20 protein-coding genes are annotated in these 22132 nt (G+C 60.6%); 6 read left to right on the top strand and 14 right to left on the bottom strand.

Annotated elements, in window-relative coordinates; all coding sequences use genetic code 11:
• Window positions 1–27: 27 nt before the first annotated feature.
• The 10 genes from HMPREF3009_RS11965 to HMPREF3009_RS12010 form a co-directional block, all read right to left on the bottom strand.
• On the bottom strand, window positions 28–984 hold the full coding sequence (locus tag HMPREF3009_RS11965; protein WP_046647946.1) for an ROK family protein: 957 nt from the start codon (window positions 982–984) through the stop codon (window positions 28–30).
• The gene (locus HMPREF3009_RS11970; protein WP_070682144.1) at window positions 977–2140 is read right to left on the bottom strand and encodes a glycosyltransferase family 4 protein; all 1164 of its coding nucleotides are present in this window, start codon (window positions 2138–2140) and stop codon (window positions 977–979) included. Before HMPREF3009_RS11970 ends, HMPREF3009_RS11965 begins: the two co-directional genes overlap by 8 nt.
• A 3-nt stretch (window positions 2141–2143) precedes the next feature.
• Window positions 2144–3214 (bottom strand): C40 family peptidase, encoded by a 1071-nt coding sequence (locus HMPREF3009_RS11975; RefSeq protein ID WP_046647944.1) that lies wholly within the window; start codon window positions 3212–3214, stop codon window positions 2144–2146.
• Window positions 3215–3372: 158 nt separating this feature from the next.
• Window positions 3373–4008 (bottom strand): C40 family peptidase, encoded by a 636-nt coding sequence (locus tag HMPREF3009_RS11980; RefSeq protein WP_046648126.1) that lies wholly within the window; start codon window positions 4006–4008, stop codon window positions 3373–3375.
• A 1470-nt stretch (window positions 4009–5478) separates the two neighbouring features.
• A complete protein-coding gene (locus HMPREF3009_RS11985; protein WP_046647943.1) occupies window positions 5479–7101 on the bottom strand; it encodes a cytochrome bc1 complex cytochrome b subunit in 1623 nt (540 codons plus the stop codon).
• Window positions 7101–8321, bottom strand: a complete 1221-nt coding sequence (locus HMPREF3009_RS11990; RefSeq protein WP_070682147.1) for a cytochrome bc1 complex Rieske iron-sulfur subunit — start codon at window positions 8319–8321, stop codon at window positions 7101–7103. Before HMPREF3009_RS11990 ends, HMPREF3009_RS11985 begins: the two co-directional genes overlap by 1 nt.
• Window positions 8318–9205: a cytochrome bc1 complex diheme cytochrome c subunit gene (locus HMPREF3009_RS11995; protein WP_029159009.1), complete on the bottom strand. Its 888-nt coding sequence runs from the start codon at window positions 9203–9205 to the stop codon at window positions 8318–8320. The genes HMPREF3009_RS11990 and HMPREF3009_RS11995 overlap by 4 nt, the downstream gene beginning before the upstream one ends.
• 67 nt (window positions 9206–9272) lie before the next feature.
• A complete protein-coding gene (locus HMPREF3009_RS12000) occupies window positions 9273–9857 on the bottom strand; it encodes an aa3-type cytochrome oxidase subunit III (RefSeq protein WP_198531141.1) in 585 nt (194 codons plus the stop codon).
• A gap of 585 nt (window positions 9858–10442) precedes the next feature.
• Window positions 10443–10874: an aa3-type cytochrome oxidase subunit IV gene (locus tag HMPREF3009_RS12005; RefSeq protein WP_046647941.1), complete on the bottom strand. Its 432-nt coding sequence runs from the start codon at window positions 10872–10874 to the stop codon at window positions 10443–10445.
• A 19-nt stretch (window positions 10875–10893) separates the two neighbouring features.
• Window positions 10894–11973, bottom strand: a complete 1080-nt coding sequence (locus HMPREF3009_RS12010; RefSeq protein WP_070682150.1) for an aa3-type cytochrome oxidase subunit II — start codon at window positions 11971–11973, stop codon at window positions 10894–10896.
• A 354-nt stretch (window positions 11974–12327) separates the two neighbouring features.
• Between HMPREF3009_RS12010 and asnB the strand changes: the two genes are divergently transcribed.
• Window positions 12328–14250, top strand: a complete 1923-nt coding sequence (asnB, locus tag HMPREF3009_RS12015) for an asparagine synthase (glutamine-hydrolyzing) (protein WP_070682153.1) — start codon at window positions 12328–12330, stop codon at window positions 14248–14250.
• An 83-nt stretch (window positions 14251–14333) separates the two neighbouring features.
• On the opposite strand, the gene HMPREF3009_RS12020 is transcribed toward asnB, so the two are convergent.
• Complete coding sequence (locus HMPREF3009_RS12020) at window positions 14334–14678, bottom strand: HesB/IscA family protein (protein ID WP_070512402.1); 345 nt, start codon at window positions 14676–14678, stop codon at window positions 14334–14336.
• Between the two features lie 179 nt (window positions 14679–14857).
• Between HMPREF3009_RS12020 and HMPREF3009_RS12025 the strand changes: the two genes are divergently transcribed.
• Window positions 14858–15550, top strand: a complete 693-nt coding sequence (locus HMPREF3009_RS12025; RefSeq protein ID WP_070682156.1) for a DUF3043 domain-containing protein — start codon at window positions 14858–14860, stop codon at window positions 15548–15550.
• A gap of 12 nt (window positions 15551–15562) precedes the next feature.
• The gene (locus tag HMPREF3009_RS12030) at window positions 15563–16477 is read left to right on the top strand and encodes a nicotinate-nucleotide--dimethylbenzimidazole phosphoribosyltransferase (protein ID WP_070515791.1); all 915 of its coding nucleotides are present in this window, start codon (window positions 15563–15565) and stop codon (window positions 16475–16477) included.
• Window positions 16478–16489: 12 nt separating this feature from the next.
• Here HMPREF3009_RS12030 and HMPREF3009_RS12035 read toward each other — a convergent pair whose 3' ends face one another.
• A complete protein-coding gene (locus HMPREF3009_RS12035; protein ID WP_070682159.1) occupies window positions 16490–17590 on the bottom strand; it encodes a branched-chain amino acid aminotransferase in 1101 nt (366 codons plus the stop codon).
• 212 nt (window positions 17591–17802) lie between these two features.
• Between HMPREF3009_RS12035 and HMPREF3009_RS12040 the strand changes: the two genes are divergently transcribed.
• Window positions 17803–19302, top strand: coding sequence for a leucyl aminopeptidase (locus HMPREF3009_RS12040; RefSeq protein ID WP_070682171.1), 1500 nt, complete (start codon window positions 17803–17805; stop codon window positions 19300–19302).
• Window positions 19303–19350: 48 nt separating this feature from the next.
• On the opposite strand, the gene HMPREF3009_RS12045 is transcribed toward HMPREF3009_RS12040, so the two are convergent.
• On the bottom strand, window positions 19351–20625 hold the full coding sequence (locus tag HMPREF3009_RS12045; protein WP_046647935.1) for a glutaminase: 1275 nt from the start codon (window positions 20623–20625) through the stop codon (window positions 19351–19353).
• Between the two features lie 28 nt (window positions 20626–20653).
• Between HMPREF3009_RS12045 and HMPREF3009_RS12050 the strand changes: the two genes are divergently transcribed.
• Window positions 20654–21196 (top strand): isochorismatase family protein, encoded by a 543-nt coding sequence (locus HMPREF3009_RS12050; RefSeq protein WP_070515796.1) that lies wholly within the window; start codon window positions 20654–20656, stop codon window positions 21194–21196.
• An 11-nt stretch (window positions 21197–21207) separates the two neighbouring features.
• Here HMPREF3009_RS12050 and HMPREF3009_RS12055 read toward each other — a convergent pair whose 3' ends face one another.
• Window positions 21208–21615 carry an oxidoreductase gene (locus HMPREF3009_RS12055; RefSeq protein WP_070512383.1) on the bottom strand — a complete coding sequence of 136 codons (408 nt, stop codon included), beginning with the start codon at window positions 21613–21615 and terminating at the stop codon, window positions 21208–21210.
• Window positions 21616–21763: 148 nt separating this feature from the next.
• Between HMPREF3009_RS12055 and HMPREF3009_RS12060 the strand changes: the two genes are divergently transcribed.
• A partial coding sequence (locus HMPREF3009_RS12060; protein ID WP_304441151.1) for a biotin/lipoyl-containing protein occupies window positions 21764–22132 on the top strand: 369 nt, incomplete at its 3' end.

Consider the following 22132-nt stretch of genomic DNA (forward strand, 5'->3'; position numbering starts at 1 on the left):
TGCTCGGTGAAAGAAAAATGTGCGGTGTTAACCTCGGTGCTCCTGGCGGGCGAGATCAGCGACTCCGATCATACCTGCCGCCGAACCCAACTTCGCGGTTGCCACTCGGGCCAAAGGCCTGTGACCGGCTCCGACGATCTGCCGAGCCATGGCATCCCGCGCCTGATCGAGGTACAAATCCGCGTCCTTGGACACCCCGCCGCCAATCACGATGAGCTCTGGGTCGAGCACATCTGCCACCATGGACAACCCTTGCCCGAGCCACTGACCGAAGTTCTCCATGACAGCTATCCCCAGCGGATCGCCCTGCCTAGCTGCTGCGGTGATCTCCTCGCCGGAGGGATTCTCCGGCAAGGTGGTGTCATACTCGCCGCGCAGCTCTGCGCAGGTGTCCGGCAAAGCGGTTCCGGAAGCGTAGCGCTCTAAGCATCCGCGCTTGCCGCAGGGGCAGAGGCGCCCGCCCGGCGACACAACAAGGTGCCCGAACTCGGGGGCGGTGCCGAAAGCTCCTCGGTAGATTTTTCCCTCAGTAAAAAGCGTGGCGCCAATGCCCGTTCCCACAGCAAAGAAAACCCATTCTTTCGCACCGCGCCCAGCGCCAAAGCGCCATTCGCCCCACGCGGCTGAATTGGCGTCATGCTCAAGGCGGACCGGCACGTCCAAACGCCTGCTGAGGATCTCGCGTACTGGGGCGTTACGCCACGGCAAATGCGGGGCGAAACGAACGACTTCACACTCGGGATCCAAAAAGCCCGCGAGGGCCAGGCCCACGGCCTCGATATCATGGGATGCGGCCAAGTTGTCCACGCAGCGCACGATGTCATCTTCGAGTGCCTGCGCTTCCCTGGCCGTGGGGACGCTTGTCGAATCCACAATCTCTCCGGCGGGATTAATCACCGCGGCCCGCAAGTTGGTTCCACCAATATCGAACCCGATGGTGAGGCCGCTGTGGCCACCGTCAGCGGAGGAAGTGTGTTCAAACATGACTAGTAGGATATACCCCGGCCTGCCCACGATCACATTCCAGAACCTCACGCAATCGTGCGCCCATGATTTCCCACGTCCAGTGCTCCTCCACGTGACGGCGCCCTGCCGCCCCCATGCGGTGGGCCCTGGGGACGTCGCCAAGCAGCGTGCACAAGGCCTGCTCAAGCTCCGGAACCGAGGAGCCGCGCACAACGATGCCAGTCTCGGACGTTACTGTTTCCGGTGCACCACCGGAGTCGCCCGCAATGACCGGCAACCCCGCCGCTTGTGCTTCTAGGTAAACGATGCCCAGGCCCTCGACGTCGAGTCCCCCACCCCGCGTGCGCGCCGGCATGGCAAACACATCGGCAGCATGAAGCGCCAACTGCAATTCTTCGGTGCCCCGCGCCTCCTGCAACATCGCGCCGGGGCAGTACAGACGCGCTAGCTCGCGCAGTGTCTGCTCATAGCGTCCCCGACCAATGATGAGTACCTGGGCGTCCGGGAAGCGTGCCCGTACCGCCGGCATCGCCCGCAAGAGCTGGTCCTGGCCTTTGCGGGGAACCAAGCGGGAGATGCACACGATGACGGGCCCCGGGCCGAGTCCAAAGTGCTCCCGCGCGCTCTGCTTTTCTCCCTCCGTGGCCGGAGTGAAGTCATCCAGATTAACCGCGGAAGGCAGGTGGACCCAACGCGCATGGGTACCAAACGCGGGTTCCAACCTGGTACGCGTGTAGTCCGAGATATACGTGATGGCATCGGCATGCTGACCAATGCGACGCAGGGCCTGCCGGGCTATGGGAAGCATGGACCAGCCCACCTCGTGACCGTGCGTCGTGGCAACGATCCGGCGAGCGCCCGCCGCCCGGGCCGCCGACGCCATAAGGGCAAGCGGGGCCGCCGCCCCAAACCACACGGTCTCGATATCGTATTCACGAATCAGACTCTGCATCCGGCGCGCGGTGGCTGGTGTCGGAAGCATGATGGTGCGTGGCCAGCGAACCACGGTATACGGCAGCGTCGCGTCATACTCGGCGGCGGCGTCACCATCTTGGGTCGAGGCGAAGACGACGACGTCCTCCGGGTTGAGGGTTGCCAGAAAATCTCGAAGATAAGACTGAATCCCGCCGATGGTGGGCGGGAAATCATTCGTTACTAGGAGTGTGCGCGCCATGGCCTAGTAGCGGACGGCGCCTTGAACGGGCATGGAATGAAGCGGCACCACTGCCACGGGAACGCCATAGGTGGAGGCGTGAACCACCTGACCGTCGCCGATATACATTCCCACGTGGGTAATGCCGGCGTAATAGCCCACAATGTCTCCGGGCTGTAGTTCATCGATCGGTACTGGGGTGCCGCCGGCAATCTGCGCCTGCGAGGTGCGCGGGATGCTCTTCCCCATCTGCTGATAGCTCCACACCATCAGGCCGGAGCAATCGAACACATCAGGTCCCGTTGCACCCCAACCATACGGGGCGCCAATTCGGGTGAGTGCTGCTTGGACAGCGGCGGACCCCGAACCATCGGCCAACGCAGCTAGGTCAAGGTCGGCAGAGCCGCCAAAGTGCTCAACCCATGCCTGGCGCGCCTCGGGGCTCAAGCCATCAACCTTGGTTTCGAGCTCCTTCTGCTGCTCTTCCAGGTCAGCCTGCTCCTTGAGAACCGCATCGCGCTGTGCCTGCAGCTCGTCGCGCTTGAGGCGCGCTTCCTCAGTAGCATCGACTGCCTGCTGATGCGCCTCGTCGGCCGCGGCGGCGGCAGCCACCATGGCTTCCTCTTCACGCTTGGCAGCCCTCGTCAAAGCCCCCAGGTACCCCATGCGCTCGACCGCACTGGCTACGTCGTTGGCATCAAGGGCTGCCGACACTGGCGTTGCCGCGCTTCGGCGGTAGCGCGATTGCGCCAGGGAATCGATCCGCTGCTGTTGCTCAGCGACAACCACGGAGGCGTCTTCGGAATTGCGCTGCGCCTCCTCAGCCTTGCGTTCCAGCTCGCCGATCTCCTTCTCCGATTCTGCGAGCTCATCCTCAAGCCCCTTGACTTCCTCACCCTTGGCAGAAACCCGCTGGGCGACGTCCGCCATGCGCTCAATGAGATCGCTCAGATCCTCGGGTGCCTGCTCCCCTGCCGCTTCTTGCGGTTGCTCCTGGAGGAACTCTTGAGCCACTGCAGATGGCGACAGGACGACCACCGGAGCCGCACCCACAACGATTGCAGCGACGGCACACGCAATGCCACGACGCGACATGAATACCCCCGAAACTAAGAGAAGGTTAATAGATGACTGAATTATACCCTCAGTCAAGGAAAAGCATAACGGCTTCTAGAATAGCCGAACCCCTTCCCCACCCTCGCCATCAACATGGCAAGAGCAGCGGAAGGGGTTAGCCAAACCGCCAGGTTCGCTTAGAAGCGAACAGCGGAGTGAATCGGCATGTAGTTCAGGGAGCGCTCGCCGACCGGGGTGCCGGAGTTCAGCGCGTCAATGATGGTGCCGTGGCCGGTGTAGATACCAACGTGGGATGCACCGGAGTAGTAGACGATGATGTCGCCCGGCTGCAGGGCATCGAGGGACACCGGGGTACCCGCAGAAGCCTGCGCCTGGGAGGTGCGCGGAATGGACACGCCAGCCTGGCGGTAAGCCCACGAGGTCAGACCAGAGCAGTCAAAAGCGCTCGGGCCGTTGGCACCATAGACGTACGGGGAACCGACGGCGGAGCGAGCAGCCTCGAGAACCTTCTCGCCCACGGACTGAACCGGTGCCGGCGCCGGAGCCTCAGCTACCGGAGCCTCCACAGCAGCGGCGTAACCCGCGCCCTGATCAGCCTTGAAGGCCGGGATGTAACGGTCAATGTTCGGCAGCTGCTTGATATTCGGGACGTTCTCCAGACCAGCAACCTCGAAGCGGATATCGGTCTCCGGGACGACAACCTCAGCCGCATTAGCAGCGGCAGGGACGGTAACAGCTGCGGTAGCAGCAACAGCAGCAGTGGATGCGATGCGACGGGTGTTCAGGTTGCCCTGACGACGGTGCTTAGCCACGAATTTAAACTCCAAATCTTCCTGCGCGCCTACTTTCGCTCACTAGGAGAAGGCAATCCATATGACTACTCTCCACATGACGCGAACAAAAGCTCTGACCCAAGGGCGGGCCTAGCGTTCGACGATGACCCGTTCCTGTAGGGCCATCTCCGCTCGGCCCCCGGATGTTTAGGAGGGGCCAGACGCGGCGCTTAAATCTTCAGTTCGTATTGAGCACCGGTGATGTGTACACCGTGGCGGTAACTCAATGTCTCGAATAGGTTACGAAATCATCACGAGCGATGTCGAGTCAGAAACGTAAAACCGGCTTCGTTACCGTCCCGTTATCAAATGGAAACCTAAACGACACGGCGCCCAACGACCCCAGTTCATTACACAAGCACGACAGGCAGATACTTGCCCTCACCTGCAATAACCCAGAGGGGTTTTCACTTCACACCGCTAGACCTTAACACCGACCTAAAGCCCCAAAGAGCGTCCAAAAGTATACGATGTAACCTTCATCACACTCGTGTAACTCGCCGTCACATCGACCCCATTTGACCCACTACCCTCTCCTGAAACCATGCAACAAAGTGGTTCTCTCCTGCGGTTTTATGTCAACCGCGTCACTCTCCCGAGCAAATGAGAGAACTCCGCATCGCCGTATCGCACCTCGATTCCTGGAAATCAGACAAACCAAGAAGAGGTTAACTACGGGTTAACACCTTGACGAGCAAGCAACGCAAACTTACGAGCCCGCTCTCCCACCCAGCTCGGCGCCCGCAGACCGCTCCTCTGACAGCGGGTACGTAGACGGCCTTACAACTACTCTAAAGCACACGCTCTAGAGGCCTAGGCATGAAAGAACGCTGTATCTAACGAACTCCCCTGGGACGCCCTTCGCGCTCACCTAGCGTACTCGGGGCGGGGTCTAATGCTTCTTCAACCAAGACAGCTCTAACCTGAGTTAGGCCAATTTAGTCCGAAGAAATCCCGCCCCACCGCCGAACAACACCAGGCAATACTGCAAAGAGTGACGTCAAGGTTTACTCACCCACCCATGACCCAGGTCGGTTCACGACGACCTTTCCGTAGTGCACTGCACATCTCTTCGCGAAACGGATTACCTTCTTTGAGCTCCTCCAACGCCCAACGTCTGGGAGCCTTTATTGACACGCCTGAGGCATCTGACAAAAGGCGTCTGGCAAAAGGCATCAGTCATAAGGCGTTTTGACGGCTAAAAACGCCATTTACTCATGGCAGATGGCGTCTTCAGACCCAAAAATGCCTTTTGTCAGATGCCTTGTGCAAGTACGCCCTCCTGACTTAGCTCAGCTTCCGAAATGAACAAATGAACCAGGCCGGCTCCAAGGGCCCGGTTCGAAGCCCCGCGACAAAAGGAAATGAGAACGCAAAAGCCCGTTCCTATTCTCCTGTGTGATGGAGAAAGGAACGGGCTCTGTGAGCGTGTTTCAGCGAGTGATGGCGCTAGATGCGGCCATTCTCCTCGTCTTCGCGGCGGTTAGCCTCGTTGAGCTGACGGAACATCTCCGCCTCCTCAGCGTGGTTCTCGTGGCGAATTTCATTGACTCGGGAGACGATAGCGGAGTCATCGGAAGAGAAGATGCCCTGTGTCTCGGAGTCGGCCAGACCAAGCTGGTTGAGCTGCTTCGGAACCGGAGCGCCGGCGTACTCGAGCGGAACCGGGTGGCCGTGCTCGTCCACCGGACCAAGCGGCTGGTGAACCTCGATGAAGGCACCGTTCGGCAGCTGCTTAATGACACCGGTCTCGATACCGTGCTCAAGCACCTCACGGTCGGAGCGCTGCAGACCAACGCAGATGCGGTAGGTCATGAAGTATGCAATCGGCGGCAGGACAATCAGACCGATACGGCCAACCCAGGTCATCGCATTCAGCGAGATCTGGAAGAAGTGTGCCACGTGGTCATTACCACCAGACAGCGTAACCAGCAGGAAGAAGACGATGGCAGCTGCACCGATAGCGGAGCGAACCGGAACGTCACGCGGGCGCTGCAGGAGGTTGTGGTGAGCGTCGTCGCCCGTCAGCTTCTTCTCAATGAAGGGGTAGGCGAAGAGCAGAACGACCATCAGGCCACAGAGCAGTGCAACCCAGAACGCAGACGGAATGGTGTAGTTGCCGATGTAGAGCTCCCATGCCGGCATGACACGAGCAACACCGTCAGTCCACAGCATGTAGATATCCGGCTGGGAACCAGCGGAAACCTGGGACGGGTTGTACGGGCCAAGGTTCCAGATAGCGTTAATCGTCATCAGACCGGAGATGAGCGCCAGGACACCGGCAACCATCATGCCCATGCCGATTGCCTTGGTGGCGAAGACCGGCATAATACGGACACCCACGACGTTGTTCTCAGCGCGACCCGGTCCAGGGAACTGGGTGTGCTTCTGGAACCACACCATGATGAGGTGTGCTGCGATAAGGCCCAGGATGATGCCCGGGATAACCAGCACGTGCAGGATGTAGAAACGGTCCAGCATGAGGTCGGACGGGAAGTCGCCACCGAAGATGGCCCAGTGCAGCCAGGTGCCGATGATCGGCAGACCCAGGATGATGGCGGACATAATTCGCAGACCAACACCGGAGAGCAGGTCATCCGGAAGGGAGTAGCCGAGGAAGCCCTCGACCATGCCCAGAAGGATAAGCGCGCAACCGATAATCCAGTTAGCCTCACGCGGGCGACGGAATGCGCCGGTGAAGAAAATGCGCAGCATGTGGGCAATCATGGACATCATGAACATGAGTGCTGCCCAGTGGTGCATCTGGCGCACAAACAGGCCGCCGCGGACCTCAAAGGAGATATCGAGTGCCGTTGCATACGCGCGAGACATCTCCACGCCGTTCAGCGGGGTGTATCCCCCGTCGTAGATGACCTTCGTAATTGAAGGGTCGAAGAACAGCGCGAGGTAGATACCGGTCAGCAACAGGATGATGAAGCTGTACAGTGCCATCTCACCGAGCATGAAGGACCAGTGAGTGGGAAAGACTTTGTTGAGCTGGGTACGCAGGACGCCGGCAGCGGAGTACCGCTCGTCCATGTTGTTACCCATCTGTGCAAGTTTGTTACTCATTATGACTTACGCTCCCAGAATGCAGGTCCGACGGGCTCAATGAAGTTGCCCTTAGCAATGAGGTAACCCTCATCGTCCACGTCAATCGGCAGCTGCGGCAGTGCACGGGCTGCCGGACCGAAGACCGGCTTACCGTAGTGCAACGCGTCGAACTGCGACTGGTGGCACGGGCAGAGAATGCGGTTGGTCTGAGCCTCGTACAGCGAGGTCGGGCAACCAATGTGGGTACAGATCTTGGAGTAGGCGTAGTAATCGCCGTAGTGGAAGTCTTCCTGACCCTTGCGCTCGATAGCCTTCTTGGCATCATCGTTGCGCAGGCGGATGAGCATCACAGCGTTGCGGTTACCGTGGATCGAGTGCATGTGGTTCTCGTAGACGTCCTTGTCCTCGGAGTACTCTGCACCGTCGTTGACATCCTCCGCAGCCAGCGGGAAGACAGTCTCCATACCGCCTGCAGCCAGATCCTCCGGACGCACACGCACCAGGCGGGTGACGCCACGGGTGCTGTAGTGCGAGCCGGACTCGCCTTCGTGCATTTCGGCGATAGTACCGGTATCGCGAGCGAGGTAGAGCTTGACGCCCTTCTCATGCAGGGTCCAACCGGAGGTCCACAGGGTGCCGTCACCCATGTAGTTCAACTCGTGGCGCTTCTTCCACGGGTTGTTGATGGCACCACCCAGCGGAGCAATCACGGTCAAGCCGAACAGAACGCTGGCACCACCAAGCAGTCCCTTGATGGTGGAACGGCGACCCAGGGTCGAGGTGTTCCACGAGTCATTCAGCAGTGCGGTCAGCGTGCGGCGGTCGACTTCATCGGAAGGACCGTCGTGGCGGCGCTGAACCGAGATCTCCTCGGGGAGGATCTTCTTGACGTACTGAACGATGGCAAAGCCCAAGCCCAAGATGCACAGACCAGAGGTCAGGCCCAGCAACGGCGTGTAGAGGGTGTGCCACCACATGCCGTCCTCGCCCAGCATCTTGTACTCCCACGGCCAGAAGAGGTAGACGGCCAGGAAGGCAATGCCCATCAGGACGGAGATGATGAGCCAGAAGGTGACGTTTGCAGCGGCACGCTTCTCGGCGGGATCGCCCTCTACCGGGAAGCGCTCCTTGCGGAACGCAACGGTGACATCGTCCAGCTCGGTACCGAGGGCTGCGAGCTCGTCGTTGCTCATAGCATCGAGCTCTTTGCGAGAGTAATTCTTCTTTACGTTGCTCATGAGCGAGATCCAATCCACATAGCGGCAACGCACAGAAGGCTGATGCCGATGATCCACATTGCCAGGCCCTCAGCCACCGGGCCGAGGCCGCCGAGCGACCAACCAGCCGGAGACGGGGTTTCCTTCGCAGACTTGAGGTAGGCGATGATGTCCTTCTTCTCATCTGCGGTCAGCTGACGGTCGGAGAACTTCGGCATGTTCTGCGGGCCGGTCAGCATCGCCTGGTAGATCTCCTGCTCGTTAGCCGGGTCTAGCGGCGGAGCGAACTTACCGGAGGAAAGGGCGCCTCCCCTACCGGTGAAGTTGTGGCAGGACGCGCAGTTCATGCGGAAGAGCTCGGAGCCCTTGGCGACGTCCTCGGCCTGAATCTGGCCGTTGTAGTTGGCGCCGCGCAAGGACTCCTGCGCTACGGAGCCATCCTCGTCGTAGACGATGTCAGCGCCGCCACCGTTGGCAGCAACATAGGCAGCCAGCGCCAGGGTCTGCTGCTCGGTGTAACGCGGGGTCTTGCGCTCAGCCTGTGCGTCGTTCGACATCATCGGCATACGACCGGAGTGCACCTGGAAGTACACAGAGCCGGCACCGATACCAACGAGGGAAGGACCACGGTCCTGGATACCCTGCAGGTTCGCACCGTGGCAGGTGATACACGCGACTTCGTAGATGTCCTTGCCCTCTTGAACGAGTGCCTGGTCATCCTTTGCGGCGGTGGCCACCTGCGCATCAGGGGTCAGAGCGGAAGCCAAGACTCCTGCGCCGGTAAGCCCGATGCTCAGTGCAAAGACGCCAGCAAGCGTGCGCTTCGCCTTGCGGCGACGGCGGGTCTTCTTAGCCGCGGCAGTGGTGTCTTCCACTGCGGCGGGCTGCTGGATGTTATCCATCATTTTCCTTTAGATAACTCGTACATGGAGATGAATGACTGTAGGCCGGATATTCTCCGGCGACTACGGCCTACTGAACTAGGTAGATGACTACGAACACGCCGATCCACACAACGTCAACGAAGTGCCAGTAGTAAGACACTGCCATTGCCGCGGTGGCCTGTGCAGGCGTGAACTTGGAGCGGGCGATGCGCGCCAAGATGATTCCGAAGGAAATCAGACCCGCAGTCACGTGAGCCGCGTGGAAGCCGGTCAGAATGTAGAAGACCGAACCGAACACGCTGGACTGAACAGTGACACCTGCCATGATCAACTCTGTCCACTCGAACGCCATGATGCCCAAGAAGACAACACCCAACGCGATGGTTACCGAGTACCAGAGTCGGAGCTTGTAAACGTCACCCCTTTCTGCTGCAAACACGCCGAACTGAGAGGTCACGGAGGAAAGAACCAGGACACTCGTAATGAGGAAGCCCATGGGCACGTTGATGTGCGCCGTGTGCTCTGCCCAGTCACCCTCCTGGCCGTTCGCACGCGAGGTGAACCACATCGCGAACAGTCCAGCAAAGAACATCAATTCCTGAGACAGGAACACGATGGTGCCGACGCTGACCATGTTGGGTCGGTTCAGCGCGGCAACACGTGGTGCTGCCATACCTTGGTTAGAAACTACGCTCGTCACGCATAACAGTATGGCTGGTCTGACCGCATAAGTCATCTCATTTCCCCCCGATTTTTTTGAGGCCACGACCTAGACCTTCACAGTTTTCACCCCAGGCAGGAACCACAGAGCTCCCCGGAAGTAGTCGGGAACTTTTTAGCGCGCTTTACGACGCCCCATCCCTGCAGGTAGTGAGACTTGGCAACGCCAGTTGTGAAGCCAGCAACAGGTCAAGAAGAGGTACGTTTTGCCCGCAATCCGAAACCGGTCGGACCAACGCCAATGAGATAAATCACACCCGCCCCCGCGGGCGAAAGTGCAGGACTGCAACTTTCGGATGACCCCCGTAAAAATGGCCGTTAACGTGCTGGAATTCTAAGCACAGACCTAGAGTTACACACTTTCGGCAAGCCACCCGCTCCCCCAGCACTCCACCCAAATCGAAATTTTTTCTCCCTTTTGGGAACTTTCCGCAACGCACTACGACGCAGTCTTCTCAACGACAAAGCCTCCGCCACGAGGTGTGGCGGAGGCGTGAGAAGTCGTGACGCTAGAAAGCGCGGCAGAAAAGGTTAAGCCTTAGTGCTTTTCCTTCGGAAGGCCATACTGCAGGGACAGGCCAGTCACGGAGGTGACGAGCAGGACTGCGCCCAGGATAATCATCCAGAAGTAGAGGAAGATGATGCCAAGACCCAGCACTGCGATGGAGCCGGTCATGCACAGCGGCCAGATGGAGCTCGGAGAGAAGAAGCCAAGGATACCGGCTGCGTCTTCAGTCTCCGCCTCTTCCCAATCCTCCGGCGCGATGTCGGAGCGGTTATCAGTGAAGTGCAGGTAGCCGCCCAGCATGAGGCAGAGCAGCATAGCGAGGACCAAGCCCACGATGCCGACCCACTCGGTGCCGTACATGTAGCCATCATCCTTGACGTAGTTAACGCCAATGACGTAGACGATGAGCGACACGAAGAGGTAGGTCGCGATGGAATAAAAGACCTTAGATGTTGCACGCATTTTCTATCAGTTCCTTTTCTTATGCCGCTTCAGCGGTGTCGACAAAGTTGTCGGCATCGCGGGTGTCGCGCAGAGAGTTGAACGGAGCGGTGGTAACTGCGTAGGGCTCTTCACCGATGTGCTCGAGAGCCTCGGCGTTGGTTGCCTGCGGGTTCTCCTCACGGAACTTGAGGTACTCGTTGAAGTCTGCGCGGTCAACGACGCGAATCTCAAAGTTCATCATGGCGTGGTAGGTACCGCACATCTCAGCACAGCGACCAACGAAGGCGCCCTTTTCCTCAATCTTCTCTACCTGGAAGCGACGCTCCTGGGAGTTGTTCTCCGGGTGCGCGTAGGCATCGCGCTTAAACAGGAACTCCGGAACCCAGAAGGAGTGGGAAACATCGCCGGAGGCGAGACGGAACTCGATCGGGGTGTCAACCGGGAGAACCAGAACCGGAACCTCTTCGGTGGTACCAACAGTCTCAATCTTGTTGAAGTTGAGGTAGGAGATGTCACCGGTGGACTTACCGTGAATCGGGTTCGGGTTCGGGGTGCCCTCCGGGTCGAGGGAGGATTCCTCGGCAAGCTTCTGACGCTCAGCATCGGCGCCATCGTAGTTCTCGCCATCAACCTTGTTCTCGGCGTAACCGAACTTCCAGTTCCACTGGAAGGCGGTAACGTCCACGGTCACCTCAGGGTTCTTGTCCAGCGCCGTAACCTTCTGCTGAGCCTGAACAGTGAAGAAGAACAGACCCATGATGATCAGAATCGGGATAATGGTCAGAGCCATCTCCAGCGGCACGTTGTACTGCAGCTGCTTCGGGAACTCGCCCTTGCCGGCCTTCTCAGCCTTCTTCGCATTCCAGCGGAAGATAGCGGTGAGGAACAGGCCCCACATGATGAAACCGATGATCCATGCAGCAACCCAGACCCAGATCCAGAAGTTGTACATCGAGGTCGCTTCAGGGGTAACACCCTTCGGCCAACCCATGCCTAGGAGGTTCTCAACTGCCGTCGGCGCTGCGACGTCACAACCCGCAAGGGCTAGACCGCCCAAAGCGATGACGCCCGCTAGGCCTGCCTTACGGCCGAGGTTGCGCTGCTTACGCTGTCCCACGTGTGTTCTGCCTTTCTGTGCACACAAACTTCTCGAATACTCACAGAGCATTCCTACCCAATCAGAATAGAGCATCCCGCCTGATTTTCAGGCCTTTTCGCTGGACTGTCTGGGCGTTGGACCTGCCCTATAAGTAGTGACCGTACGGAATGTTACCGGCCCACCTGCGCAAGATCACGCCAGCTCCCCCAGCCTCCCCCTCCCGGCTATGACCCAATTCACAAGCCGCACACCCCTGCATCATCCGAAAGTTCGCACCCTAACGGGGAACGCGGCGCGGGGTTCGCAGATCGTTTAGCCGCGGCCGTAAAGTGTTCCGGAGATAAACCGTGATCTATAAGGAGAAGCAAGCTTATGTGCGGACTCTGCGCGCTACTGAGCGCCGATCGCAACGCCGCCCAGCACCTGGAAGCTCTTGGACAGTCTCTTCAGTGCATGCGCCACCGCGGCCCGGACGCTGCCGGAACCTGGCACGACGATGATGCGGCTTTTGGCTTTAACCGCCTATCTATCATCGACCTCGAACACTCCAATCAGCCGCTCCGCTGGGGCCCCGAGGACAACCCCGAGCGCTATGCCCTTACCTTCAACGGCGAAATCTATAACTACGTAGAACTCCGCGAAGAGCTCAGTGCCGCCGGCTATACCTTCAACACCGAGGGCGACGGCGAGCCCATCGTCGTGGGCTATCACCACTGGGGTAAGGACGTCGTAGAGCACCTGCGTGGCATGTTTGGCTTCGTTATCTGGGATACCGAAACGCGCACGATGTTTGCCGCCCGCGACCAGTTCGGCATCAAGCCGCTCTACTACGCCACCACCAAGGAGGGCACGGTCTTCGCCTCGGAGATGAAGTGCATCCTTTCGATGGCCGACTCGCTCGGTCTAGACCTCAGCCTTGATAGGCGCGCCATCGAGCACTACGTAGACTTGCAGTACGTGCCTGAGCCAGAGTCCCTCCACGCCAATATTCGCCGCGTCGAGTCTGGCTGCACCGTGACGCTTCGCCCTGGCGAAGAAGTTGTATCGGAGCGCTACTTTAAGCCCCGCTTCCCCATCCAACCCGTCAAGCAGGGCGAGGAGCAGCAGCTCTTCGACAGGATCGCCCGGGCGTTGGAGGATAGCGTAGAGAAGCCCATTTGTGCGGACGTCCCCGTCGGCTCCTTCCTCTCCGGTGGCATTGATTCCACCGCCATCGCAGCTCTGGCCAAGCGCCACAACCCAGACCTACTCACCTTCACCACGGGATTCGAGCGCGAGGGCTACTCCGAGGTGGATGTCGCCGCCGAGTCCGCCGCGGCGATCGGTGTGGAGCACATCGTCAAGATCGTCTCCCCTGACGAGTATGCCGACGCTGTACCGAAGATCATGTGGTACCTGGACAACCCCGTCGCGGACCCTTCCCTCGTTCCGCTGTACTTCGTGGCCCAGGAAGCCCGCAAGCACGTCAAGGTGGTGCTCTCCGGCGAAGGTGCGGACGAGCTCTTCGGCGGCTATACCATTTATAAGGAGCCTCTCTCCCTGGCTCCGTTCGAGAAGATCCCCTCCCCGCTGCGTCGCGGCCTGGGCAAGCTCTCACAGGTACTCCCCGAAGGAATGAAGGGCAAGTCCCTGCTCAACCGCGGTTCGATGACCATGGAGGAGCGCTATTACGGCAATGCACGTTCCTTTAACTTCGAGCAGCTCCAGCGGGTGCTCCCCTGGGCCAAGCCGGAGTGGGATCACCGCGAGGTCACCGCACCAATCTACGCGCAATCACAGGACTTCGACCCGGTAGCCCGCATGCAGCACCTCGACCTGTTTACGTGGATGCGCGGCGACATCTTGGTCAAGGCCGACAAGATGAACATGGCCAACTCCCTAGAGCTGCGCGTTCCTTTCCTCGACAAGGAAGTGTTTAAGGTCGCGGAAACTATCCCCTACGACCTCAAGATTTCGCACGGGACGACCAAGTACGCGCTGCGCAAGGCCATGGAGCAGATCGTTCCCCCGCACGTGCTGCACCGCAAGAAGCTGGGCTTCCCGGTTCCGATGCGCCACTGGCTGGCCGGCGATGAGCTCTACGGCTGGGCCCAGGATCAGATTACCGAGTCCCAGACCGAGGACATCTTCAACAAGAAGGAAGTTCTGGAGATGCTCAAGGAGCACCGCGACGGTGTATCCGATCACTCACGCCGTTTGTGGACGGTGCTGTCCTTCATGATTTGGCACGGCATCTTCGTCGAAGACCGCATCGACCCGAAGATCGAGCAGCGCGACTACCCCGTGAAGCTCTAGTTCAAACAACAAAACTGACGGAGCCCTCGCCGCACACTGCGGACGAGGGCTTCATCGTTTTGTCAACGTGACTTTACTTGAATTTAATTGAAGGAATCACCGCAAGCGCAGGAGCCGCCAGCGTTGGGGTTATCGATGGTAAAGCCCTGGGCCTCAATGGTGTCGGAGAAGTCAATCTTGGCGCCGGTGAGGTACGGGATAGACATCTTGTCTACGACGAGGTTAACGCCGCCAATGGTGTCCACCTTGTCACCATCCAAGGTGCGGTCATCGAAGTAGAGCTGGTAGCGCAGACCCGCGCAGCCGCCTGGCTGGACAGCAATGCGCAGTGACAGATCGTCGCGGCCTTCCTGCTCAAGCAGGGACTTTGCCTTGGCGGCAGCGGCCTCGGTCAGGATAACTCCGGTTGCAGACGCGGGAGCGGTCATGATTTCTCCTCTTATATATGCGGAATTTTTCTGGAGCCCACCCTACCCCCTCACAGGTGAGGAAGAAAGGATGCCTCACAGTTCACTAGTGGTTCACAGGTGTCCTGTTCCCTAACCACAACGCTCTCTCCCGCGGGCCTATTCCCGTTATGTCTGCTAGACCTTGTACGCTAAACAGCGTGAAACTTCCGTGGCAAAAAGATGACAAGACTTCTTCCCCCGCCGAGCAATCCCCGGCGCCGGAAGAGCAACCCGCCGCCGAGAAACCGCACCGCAAGGGCTACACGCCGCCGAAGGGCCGCCCCACGCCCAAGCGTGATGCGCAGGAAATCGCCCGCGGCGTCAAGCGTGATCCCCGGGGGATGTCGGACGCGCAACGCTACCAGCATCGCAAGGAGCTTAAGGCTTCCATGTCCAAGGCGGAATGGAAGGAATATAAGCGTAAGGAGCGCGCTGAGTCCCGCGAACGTAACAAGGTGGCACAGGAGCGCATGGCCGCTGGCGACGAGCGCTACTTGCTCGCCCGCGATAAGGGCGAGGTCCGCCGCTATGTGCGCGATTGGGTAGATTCCCGCCGTTTTATCAACGAGTGGGTCATGCCCTTTGTTATCGTCCTGCTCGTACTCATGTTTGTCAGCACCCGGGACCCGCGCCTGTCGCAGATCATCTCGATCGGTGCAATGGCGATCATCGTTGTTTTTGCCGTCGAGGGCTTCTGGCTCGCGCGCAAGTGCAACAACGCCGTGCGCCTGAAGTTCCCCGGAACCACCGAGGCCGGTTTTGGCCTAGGCTTCTACGCGTACTCCCGCGCCTCCCAGCCGCGTAAGTGGCGCACCCCGCGCCCGCAGGTGGAGCGCGGAGCCACCGTCTAAACCGGAGGACACATGCCTGAATTCACCGCGGTTCCCCAGCTGCGCCCTTCAACCGCAGCTCAACCAAACCGCGTAGCCGAAATTGCCGCGTGGTTGGCGGCAGCGCAGGATTCCCCGCAGGCGAAGCCCCTTCAGCGCCCCCGAGCCATCGTCTTTGAGGGCGCTGATGCCAACGTTGTACCCACTGTCGACGGTGCAGAAGCCACAGAGCACTCCCTCAGCGATGCAGATCGGTGGCGCGATAATCTCTTCAGCGCTGCGCAGCGGGCAGGAGCGGGCATCGACTTCGTCGAATGCAGCGCAGAGTCCACCAGCACTGAGCCTGGTGCCCCCTCTGCCGCTATGTCCCCGGCAGAGTGCGAGTCACACATCGAACTCGGCATGGCTACGGCTGACCGAGAGATCGATTCGGGCACTGATCTGCTCATCACGTCTGATTTTGGTATCGGCGCAAGCACAGTCGCCGCCAGCGTCATGGGCCGGATTACCCATACCGAACCGGTGGCGATTGTGGGGACGAATACTCTGGCCAGCGGTATTACGGATGCGATGTGGAAGGCCCGCGTGAGCGTTGTGCGTGACTCGATGTTCCGCGCCCGCAACCTGGAGGGCTGGGAGGTCGTGCAGACCATCGGCTCCCCGAATCTCGCAGCGCTGGCGGGTTTCATCGCGCAGGCCACGGCGCGGCGAACGCCAGTGCTTATCGACGGCCCCCTGGCCGCCACCGCCGCCGTCCTGGCCGAGCGCACCGCGCCCGGCGTGAGAGGCTGGCTGCGCGCAGGGACGACCACCCCCGAACCGGCGTATGCGCTTGCTCTCAAAGAGCTGGGACTAACCCCACTGCTTGATTTAAACCTGAGCGAAGGTTTCCCCCTCGGCGCGCTCGCGGCCTTGCCGCTGGTGCAGCTGGCCGCCGAGCTTGCCTAAGCGAATTGCGCTCTAAGCCTCCACCAGCGTGTGCAGCCAGCCGTGGGTATCCTCCACGGACCCGCGCTGGATGCCGGTGAGGCGCTCGCGCAGAGCCATCGTCGTAGCGCCGGCCTCATCGTTGTTGATGTGGAAGTCGGTCTCGTCGCCCATGACGTGGCCCACCGGGGTAATAACGGCCGCAGTGCCGCAAGCAAAGGCCTCCACCATGGCACCGGAAGCAACGTCCTGCTCCCACTCCTTGTAGGTGATGCGACGCTCTTCGACCTTCAGCCCCATGTCCTCAGCAACCTGCAGAAGCGAGGCGCGGGTAATGCCCGGCAGCAGTGAGCCCGACAGCGCCGGGGTCACCAGGGTTTGGTTGCCCTCTTCGCCGTAGACAAAGGCCAGGTTCATGCCGCCCATTTCCTCGATGTAGGTGCGGTCGATGGCGTCCAGCCATACCACCTGGTCGCAGCCCTTTTCCGCGGCCTGCGCCTGGGCGAGCAGTGAGGCCGCATAATTGCCGGCGAACTTGGCCGCGCCCGTGCCGCCGGGAGCAGCGCGAACAAAGTCAGTGGATAGCCAGACGGACACCGGCTTGATGCCGCCGGTGAAGTACGCGCCTGCCGGGGAGGCGATGACGACATAGCGGTAGGAGTGCGCCGGGTGCACGCCCAGGGACACATCAGTAGCGATCATGAAGGGGCGGAAGTACAGCGCTGCCTCGCCACCGGCTTCGGGGACCCAGGCCTGGTCGATGTCGACAAGCTGGCGCAGGGACTCGATGAACTCCTCTTCCGGCAGCTGCGGCATAGCCATGCGCTCAGCGGAAGCCTGCAGACGCTGCGCGTTTTGCTCCGGGCGGAAGGTGGCGATGCTGCCATCTGGCTGGCGGTAGGCCTTGATGCCCTCGAAGATGGCCTGGCCATAGTGGAAGACGGTGGACGCCGGATCCATGCTAAACGGCTCGTAGGGGCGTACCTGCGCGTCATGCCATCCCTTGTCCTCAGTCCAGTCAATCGTCACCATGTGGTCGGTGAAGTACTTACCAAACCCCGGGTTCGCCAGAATCTCCTGCAGGCGCTCCGGTGAGGTGGGGTTTTCAGTTCGCGTCACGGTGTAATTCAACATGGATTACAGCGTACTCCTTAGCCCCCTATAGAGATGCAGAAATGCCCTAGCTAGATCACCACTCCTTGAGTCCACTCGGCGAGCCCACAAGCCCCGCTGCCACCCCACCCCACTCCCACCGTAATCTCACTGTAATCCCACTACGTTCCACACCATAGACACGGGTAGTGTGTGAGGAGTATCCCATTGTCACTTTTCTCAAGGAGGACATCGTGGCTTCTTCCACGTTCGAACTGCCCGCACGCGGCTCTTTCCCCACCGTTGAGCTGGCCAAGAAGGCCCCCAAGCAGGCAGATGCCCTGCTGATCGCCGCCTTCGCCGGCGAGGAGGGACTCGAGGTGCCGGGCACCTCTCTTCTCAGCTCGTCCGCACTGCGCTCGACGTACGAGGCTCTCGCGGCCGTGGGCGCGACGGGCAAGGCCGGGGAAATCGTGAAGGTTCCCGCCCCGCAGAAGGCAGGGGCTGCGCAGGTCATTGCACTGGGCTTGGGCGATGTAGAGGAACTCGACGCCGAGGCCCTGCGCCGCGCCGCCGGCAGCGCCGCTCGCGCCACCGCGGGCGTGGGCACCATCGTGACCAGCCTGGCGGACTTCGGTGTTTCTGCTGCTGTCGAGGGTCTCATCCTCGGCGGCTACGCTTATCGCGGCATTCGCTCCACCGAACTGGAGGAGAAGGAACAACCAGCCACTTTCGTGGTGGTGGCTGATAAGTCTGTCTCCGAGGAGTTTGAGGCAGCCCGCACCGTGGCCGAGTCTGTCTTGCTTGCCCGCGACCTCGTGAACGCCCCCGCCAACGAGCTCTACCCGGAGTCCTACGCCGCGTTCCTTTCCGGCCAGGCAAAGGAAGCCGGTCTTGACGTCGAGGTGCTCGATGAAAAGCAGCTGGAGAAGCAGGGCTTCGGCGGCATCCTCGCGGTAGGCAAGGGGTCTGCCCGCCCGCCGCGTCTGGTGCGCCTGAGCTGGAAGCCCAAGAAGGCCAAGAAACACGTGGCTCTTGTAGGTAAGGGCATTACCTTCGATACCGGCGGTATCTCCCTCAAGCCAGGCAATGGCATGTGGGACATGATTTCGGATATGGGTGGCTCCGCTGCGATGGCGGCCACCATCATCGCGGCGGCCAAGCTGAAGCTGCCGGTTCAGATCACCGCTACCCTGCCGCTGGCTGAGAACATGCCGGGCTCTGGCGCCACCCGCCCGGGCGATGTCATTACCCACTACGGCGGCCTGACCTCCGAGGTCCTCAACACCGACGCCGAGGGCCGCCTCGTGCTATCGGACGCCATCGCGCGCGCCAGCGAGGATAAGCCCGATTACCTCATTGAGACCGCGACACTCACCGGCGCACAGATCGTGGCGCTGGGTTCGCGCACCTCCGGCATCATGGGCTCCGAGGTCTTCCGCGATCGCCTCGCCGAAATCGGCCGCGAGGTGGGCGAGAACGCCTGGGCTATGCCGCTGCTGGAAGAGCACGACGAGGAGATCAAGTCCCAGGCCGCGGACATCCGCAATATCAATGCGAAGCGCGAGGGCGGCATGGAGTTCGCCGGTACCTACCTCAAGCAGTTCGTGGGCGAGGGCATCGAGTGGGCCCACATCGATATCGCCGGCCCCTCTTGGAACGGTTCCGCCCCGCGCGGCTACACCCCGAAGCGCGCCACCGGAGTTCCGGTGCGCACCGTGGTGGCAGCGCTGCGCGAGATCGCCGAAGCCTAGATCAGAGCGGCTTCCATGCGGCCCCTCGTGTGAGCGGCTTTAGGCCGCTCACACCTCTTCGCCGGCGATGACGTAGTCCTCCTTATCCGCCAATGGGAGGACCGTACCGTCGGACATGGCGCGGTCGGTGACGAGCCCGTCGTCGTCGACAAGCGCGACCTCGTTGCCTTCCTCACGCAGCCGGCGCAGTCCTTCCTTGAGCATGCGCCGGCCCACCTTGTGCAGGCCAGAGACCTGGGAGAAGTCCAAGGCCAAGCGCTTGCCGGAGAACTGGCGCTCCTCCAGCTCGTGGAGGATGGCTTCGGTGGCGGTGAAGTTGATATGACCTTGTAGGCGGATAATCGCGGTGTCGTCATCCTCGTCGACGCTGCGCACTGGGTGCACACCAAAGCGGTTTTCCGTGGACATCAAGTGCAGGCCCATGTCCGAGGAGAGCTCGCGGAAGATTTCGGTTCCGCGCACGCTATTTCCCTGCTCATCGAGACGCGGCGAGAACGTCGCCACGCCGATCTGCCCCGGCAGCGTTCCAATGAGTCCTCCGGATACGCCGGACTTAGCGGGGATTCCCACCTCCGCCATCCAGCGCCCAGCACCGTCGTACATGCCGCAGGAACTCATCACCGCCAGCGTCATGCGGCAGACGTCGGCGTCCAAAATCTTCTCCCCCGTTACCGGCTGGCGGCCACCATTAGCCAGGGTCGCGGTCATGACGGCGAGGTCGCGCACGTCCACCGACAGAGCACACTGCGAGGTATAGGACAGCACGGCGTCGTGGGCATCGTCCTGGATGATGCCGTAGGAGCGCAGCATATGTGCCAGGGACAGGTTGCGCTCAGCGTGCTCAAGTTCCGAGTCACACAGGCGCTTATCGACGTCCACCTCGCGCCCCGCCAACTGGGATATGAAGGCGCGGATCTTTTCCACGCGGTCCTCCACGGTCGACTCCACCCCATTAATCAGCTGATTGACCACGATGGCACCGGCATTGATCATCGGGTTCAGGGGGCGGTGGTCCTTGGCTAGGGATAACTCATTGAAGGCCTGCCCCGAGGGCTCGAGTCCTACCACCTCACGCACCGCGTCAGGGCCGAACTCGCTCAGAGCGAGGGCATAGACGAAGGGCTTGGAAATGGACTGAATGGTAAAGCGGGTCTCCGCGTCACCGGCGCTGTAGAGGTGGCCCGTCACAGAGCACAGCGCAGCCCCCAGCTGCTCGGGGTTTGCGGCAGCCAGCTCCGGGATATAGTCCGCGACTTCTCCGGAATCGTGATCGTGAACGCCATCAAGGATCTTCTGTAGATAAAAAGGAATCGGTGTTTTCATCGTTTCCCAGCGTATAGAATTGCCGCGTATGACACCTGCACTCATCATTGTCGACGTCCAACATGACTTCTGCCCCGGCGGAGCCCTCGCCACCGAGCGCGGAAATGAGGTGGCCGATCGCATCGGTGCCCTCCAGCCTTCCTACGACACTGTCGTTGCCACGCAGGACTGGCACATCGATCCGGGTACCCACTTCTCCGAGAATCCAGACTTCGTTGATACCTGGCCCGCGCACTGCGTGGCCGATTCCTTCGGCGCCGCGATGCACGAAGCGATCGGGCCCGCCCAGGCCTATTTCAAGAAGGGTGAATATACCGCTGCGTATTCCGGTTTCGAAGGCGCGGCCGACGGCGTTCCCCTGGCAGAGTGGCTGCGCGAGCACGACATCACCGCCGTGGACATCGTGGGCATCGCTACCGATCACTGCGTGCGCGCCACCGCTGCCGACGCCCTTGCGGAGGGATTCACGGTGCGTGTGCTGGCGGATTACTGCGCGCCTGTCGACGAGGCCCGCGGCGCCGCCGCTCTGGAAGAGCTTGAGAAGGCAGGCGCCACCATCATTACTGGCTAGGCAGCACCCTTCTAATTGCCGTCCTGGCCATTCTGCTGCTGTCGCTGTTCAAACCGCTGACGGCGCTCGCGTTGTTCCTCCCGCTTGCGCAGAATGCGCTCTCGCTCGATGCGCTCGCGCATGCGCTGGGGGTAACCAGTCTCTTCGACGTCATAGACATCGCAGCGCAGAAGCTTAGCCACCGCGTCGATGCCTTTGGGCCCACCAATGCGACGGCGGATGAAGGCGCCGTTTTCATCCACCACAACGACAGACATCTCGTTGACCACGGTCTCCGGTTCAATAAAGGCCTCAATAAAGGCACGTCCCTGAGCCCAGGCTTGAAGCTCTTGGGCGTCTTCTGCGCGAATGGTCTCCCCCGGTGCGCGGGGCGGGCGCAGTTGGGACTTGGAGCTGTTGCGGCGGAAGGGGTTGAACATGGCTCTTTAGCCTACCGGAGGCCACCTTCAGCCACTTCGTGCGGAGGATTCCCTAATTCACCCCACCCGTGCGCACCTTTTATAAACACGCTGTAGAATCAAACACTAGCGTTTCACTAATTCCAACTTTCGAGGAGTCTTAACACTTATGGCACACTCTGTTGTGATGCCCGAACTGGGCGAATCCGTAACCGAAGGCACGATTACCCAGTGGCTGAAATCCGTCGGTGACACCGTCGAGGTCGACGAACCGTTGCTCGAGGTCTCCACCGACAAGGTCGACACCGAAATCCCCTCCCCGGTCGCCGGCACCATCCTCGAAATCAAGGCTGAGGAAGATGACACCGTAGACGTGGGCGCAGTCATCGCCATCATCGGTGACGAAGGCGAATCCGCACCGGCTGCTGAGGAGTCCGCGGATTCCTCCGAGAAGGCTGCCGAGACCCCAGACAAGCCCGCTGAGGACGCTGAGTCCGAGGCGCCTGCTGCTTCTGGTGATGCCACCGACGTGGAAATG

This window comes from Corynebacterium sp. HMSC034H07, from assembly GCF_001815175.1.
In the GTDB taxonomy this organism is placed as follows: Bacteria; Actinomycetota; Actinomycetes; order Mycobacteriales; family Mycobacteriaceae; genus Corynebacterium; species Corynebacterium hiratae.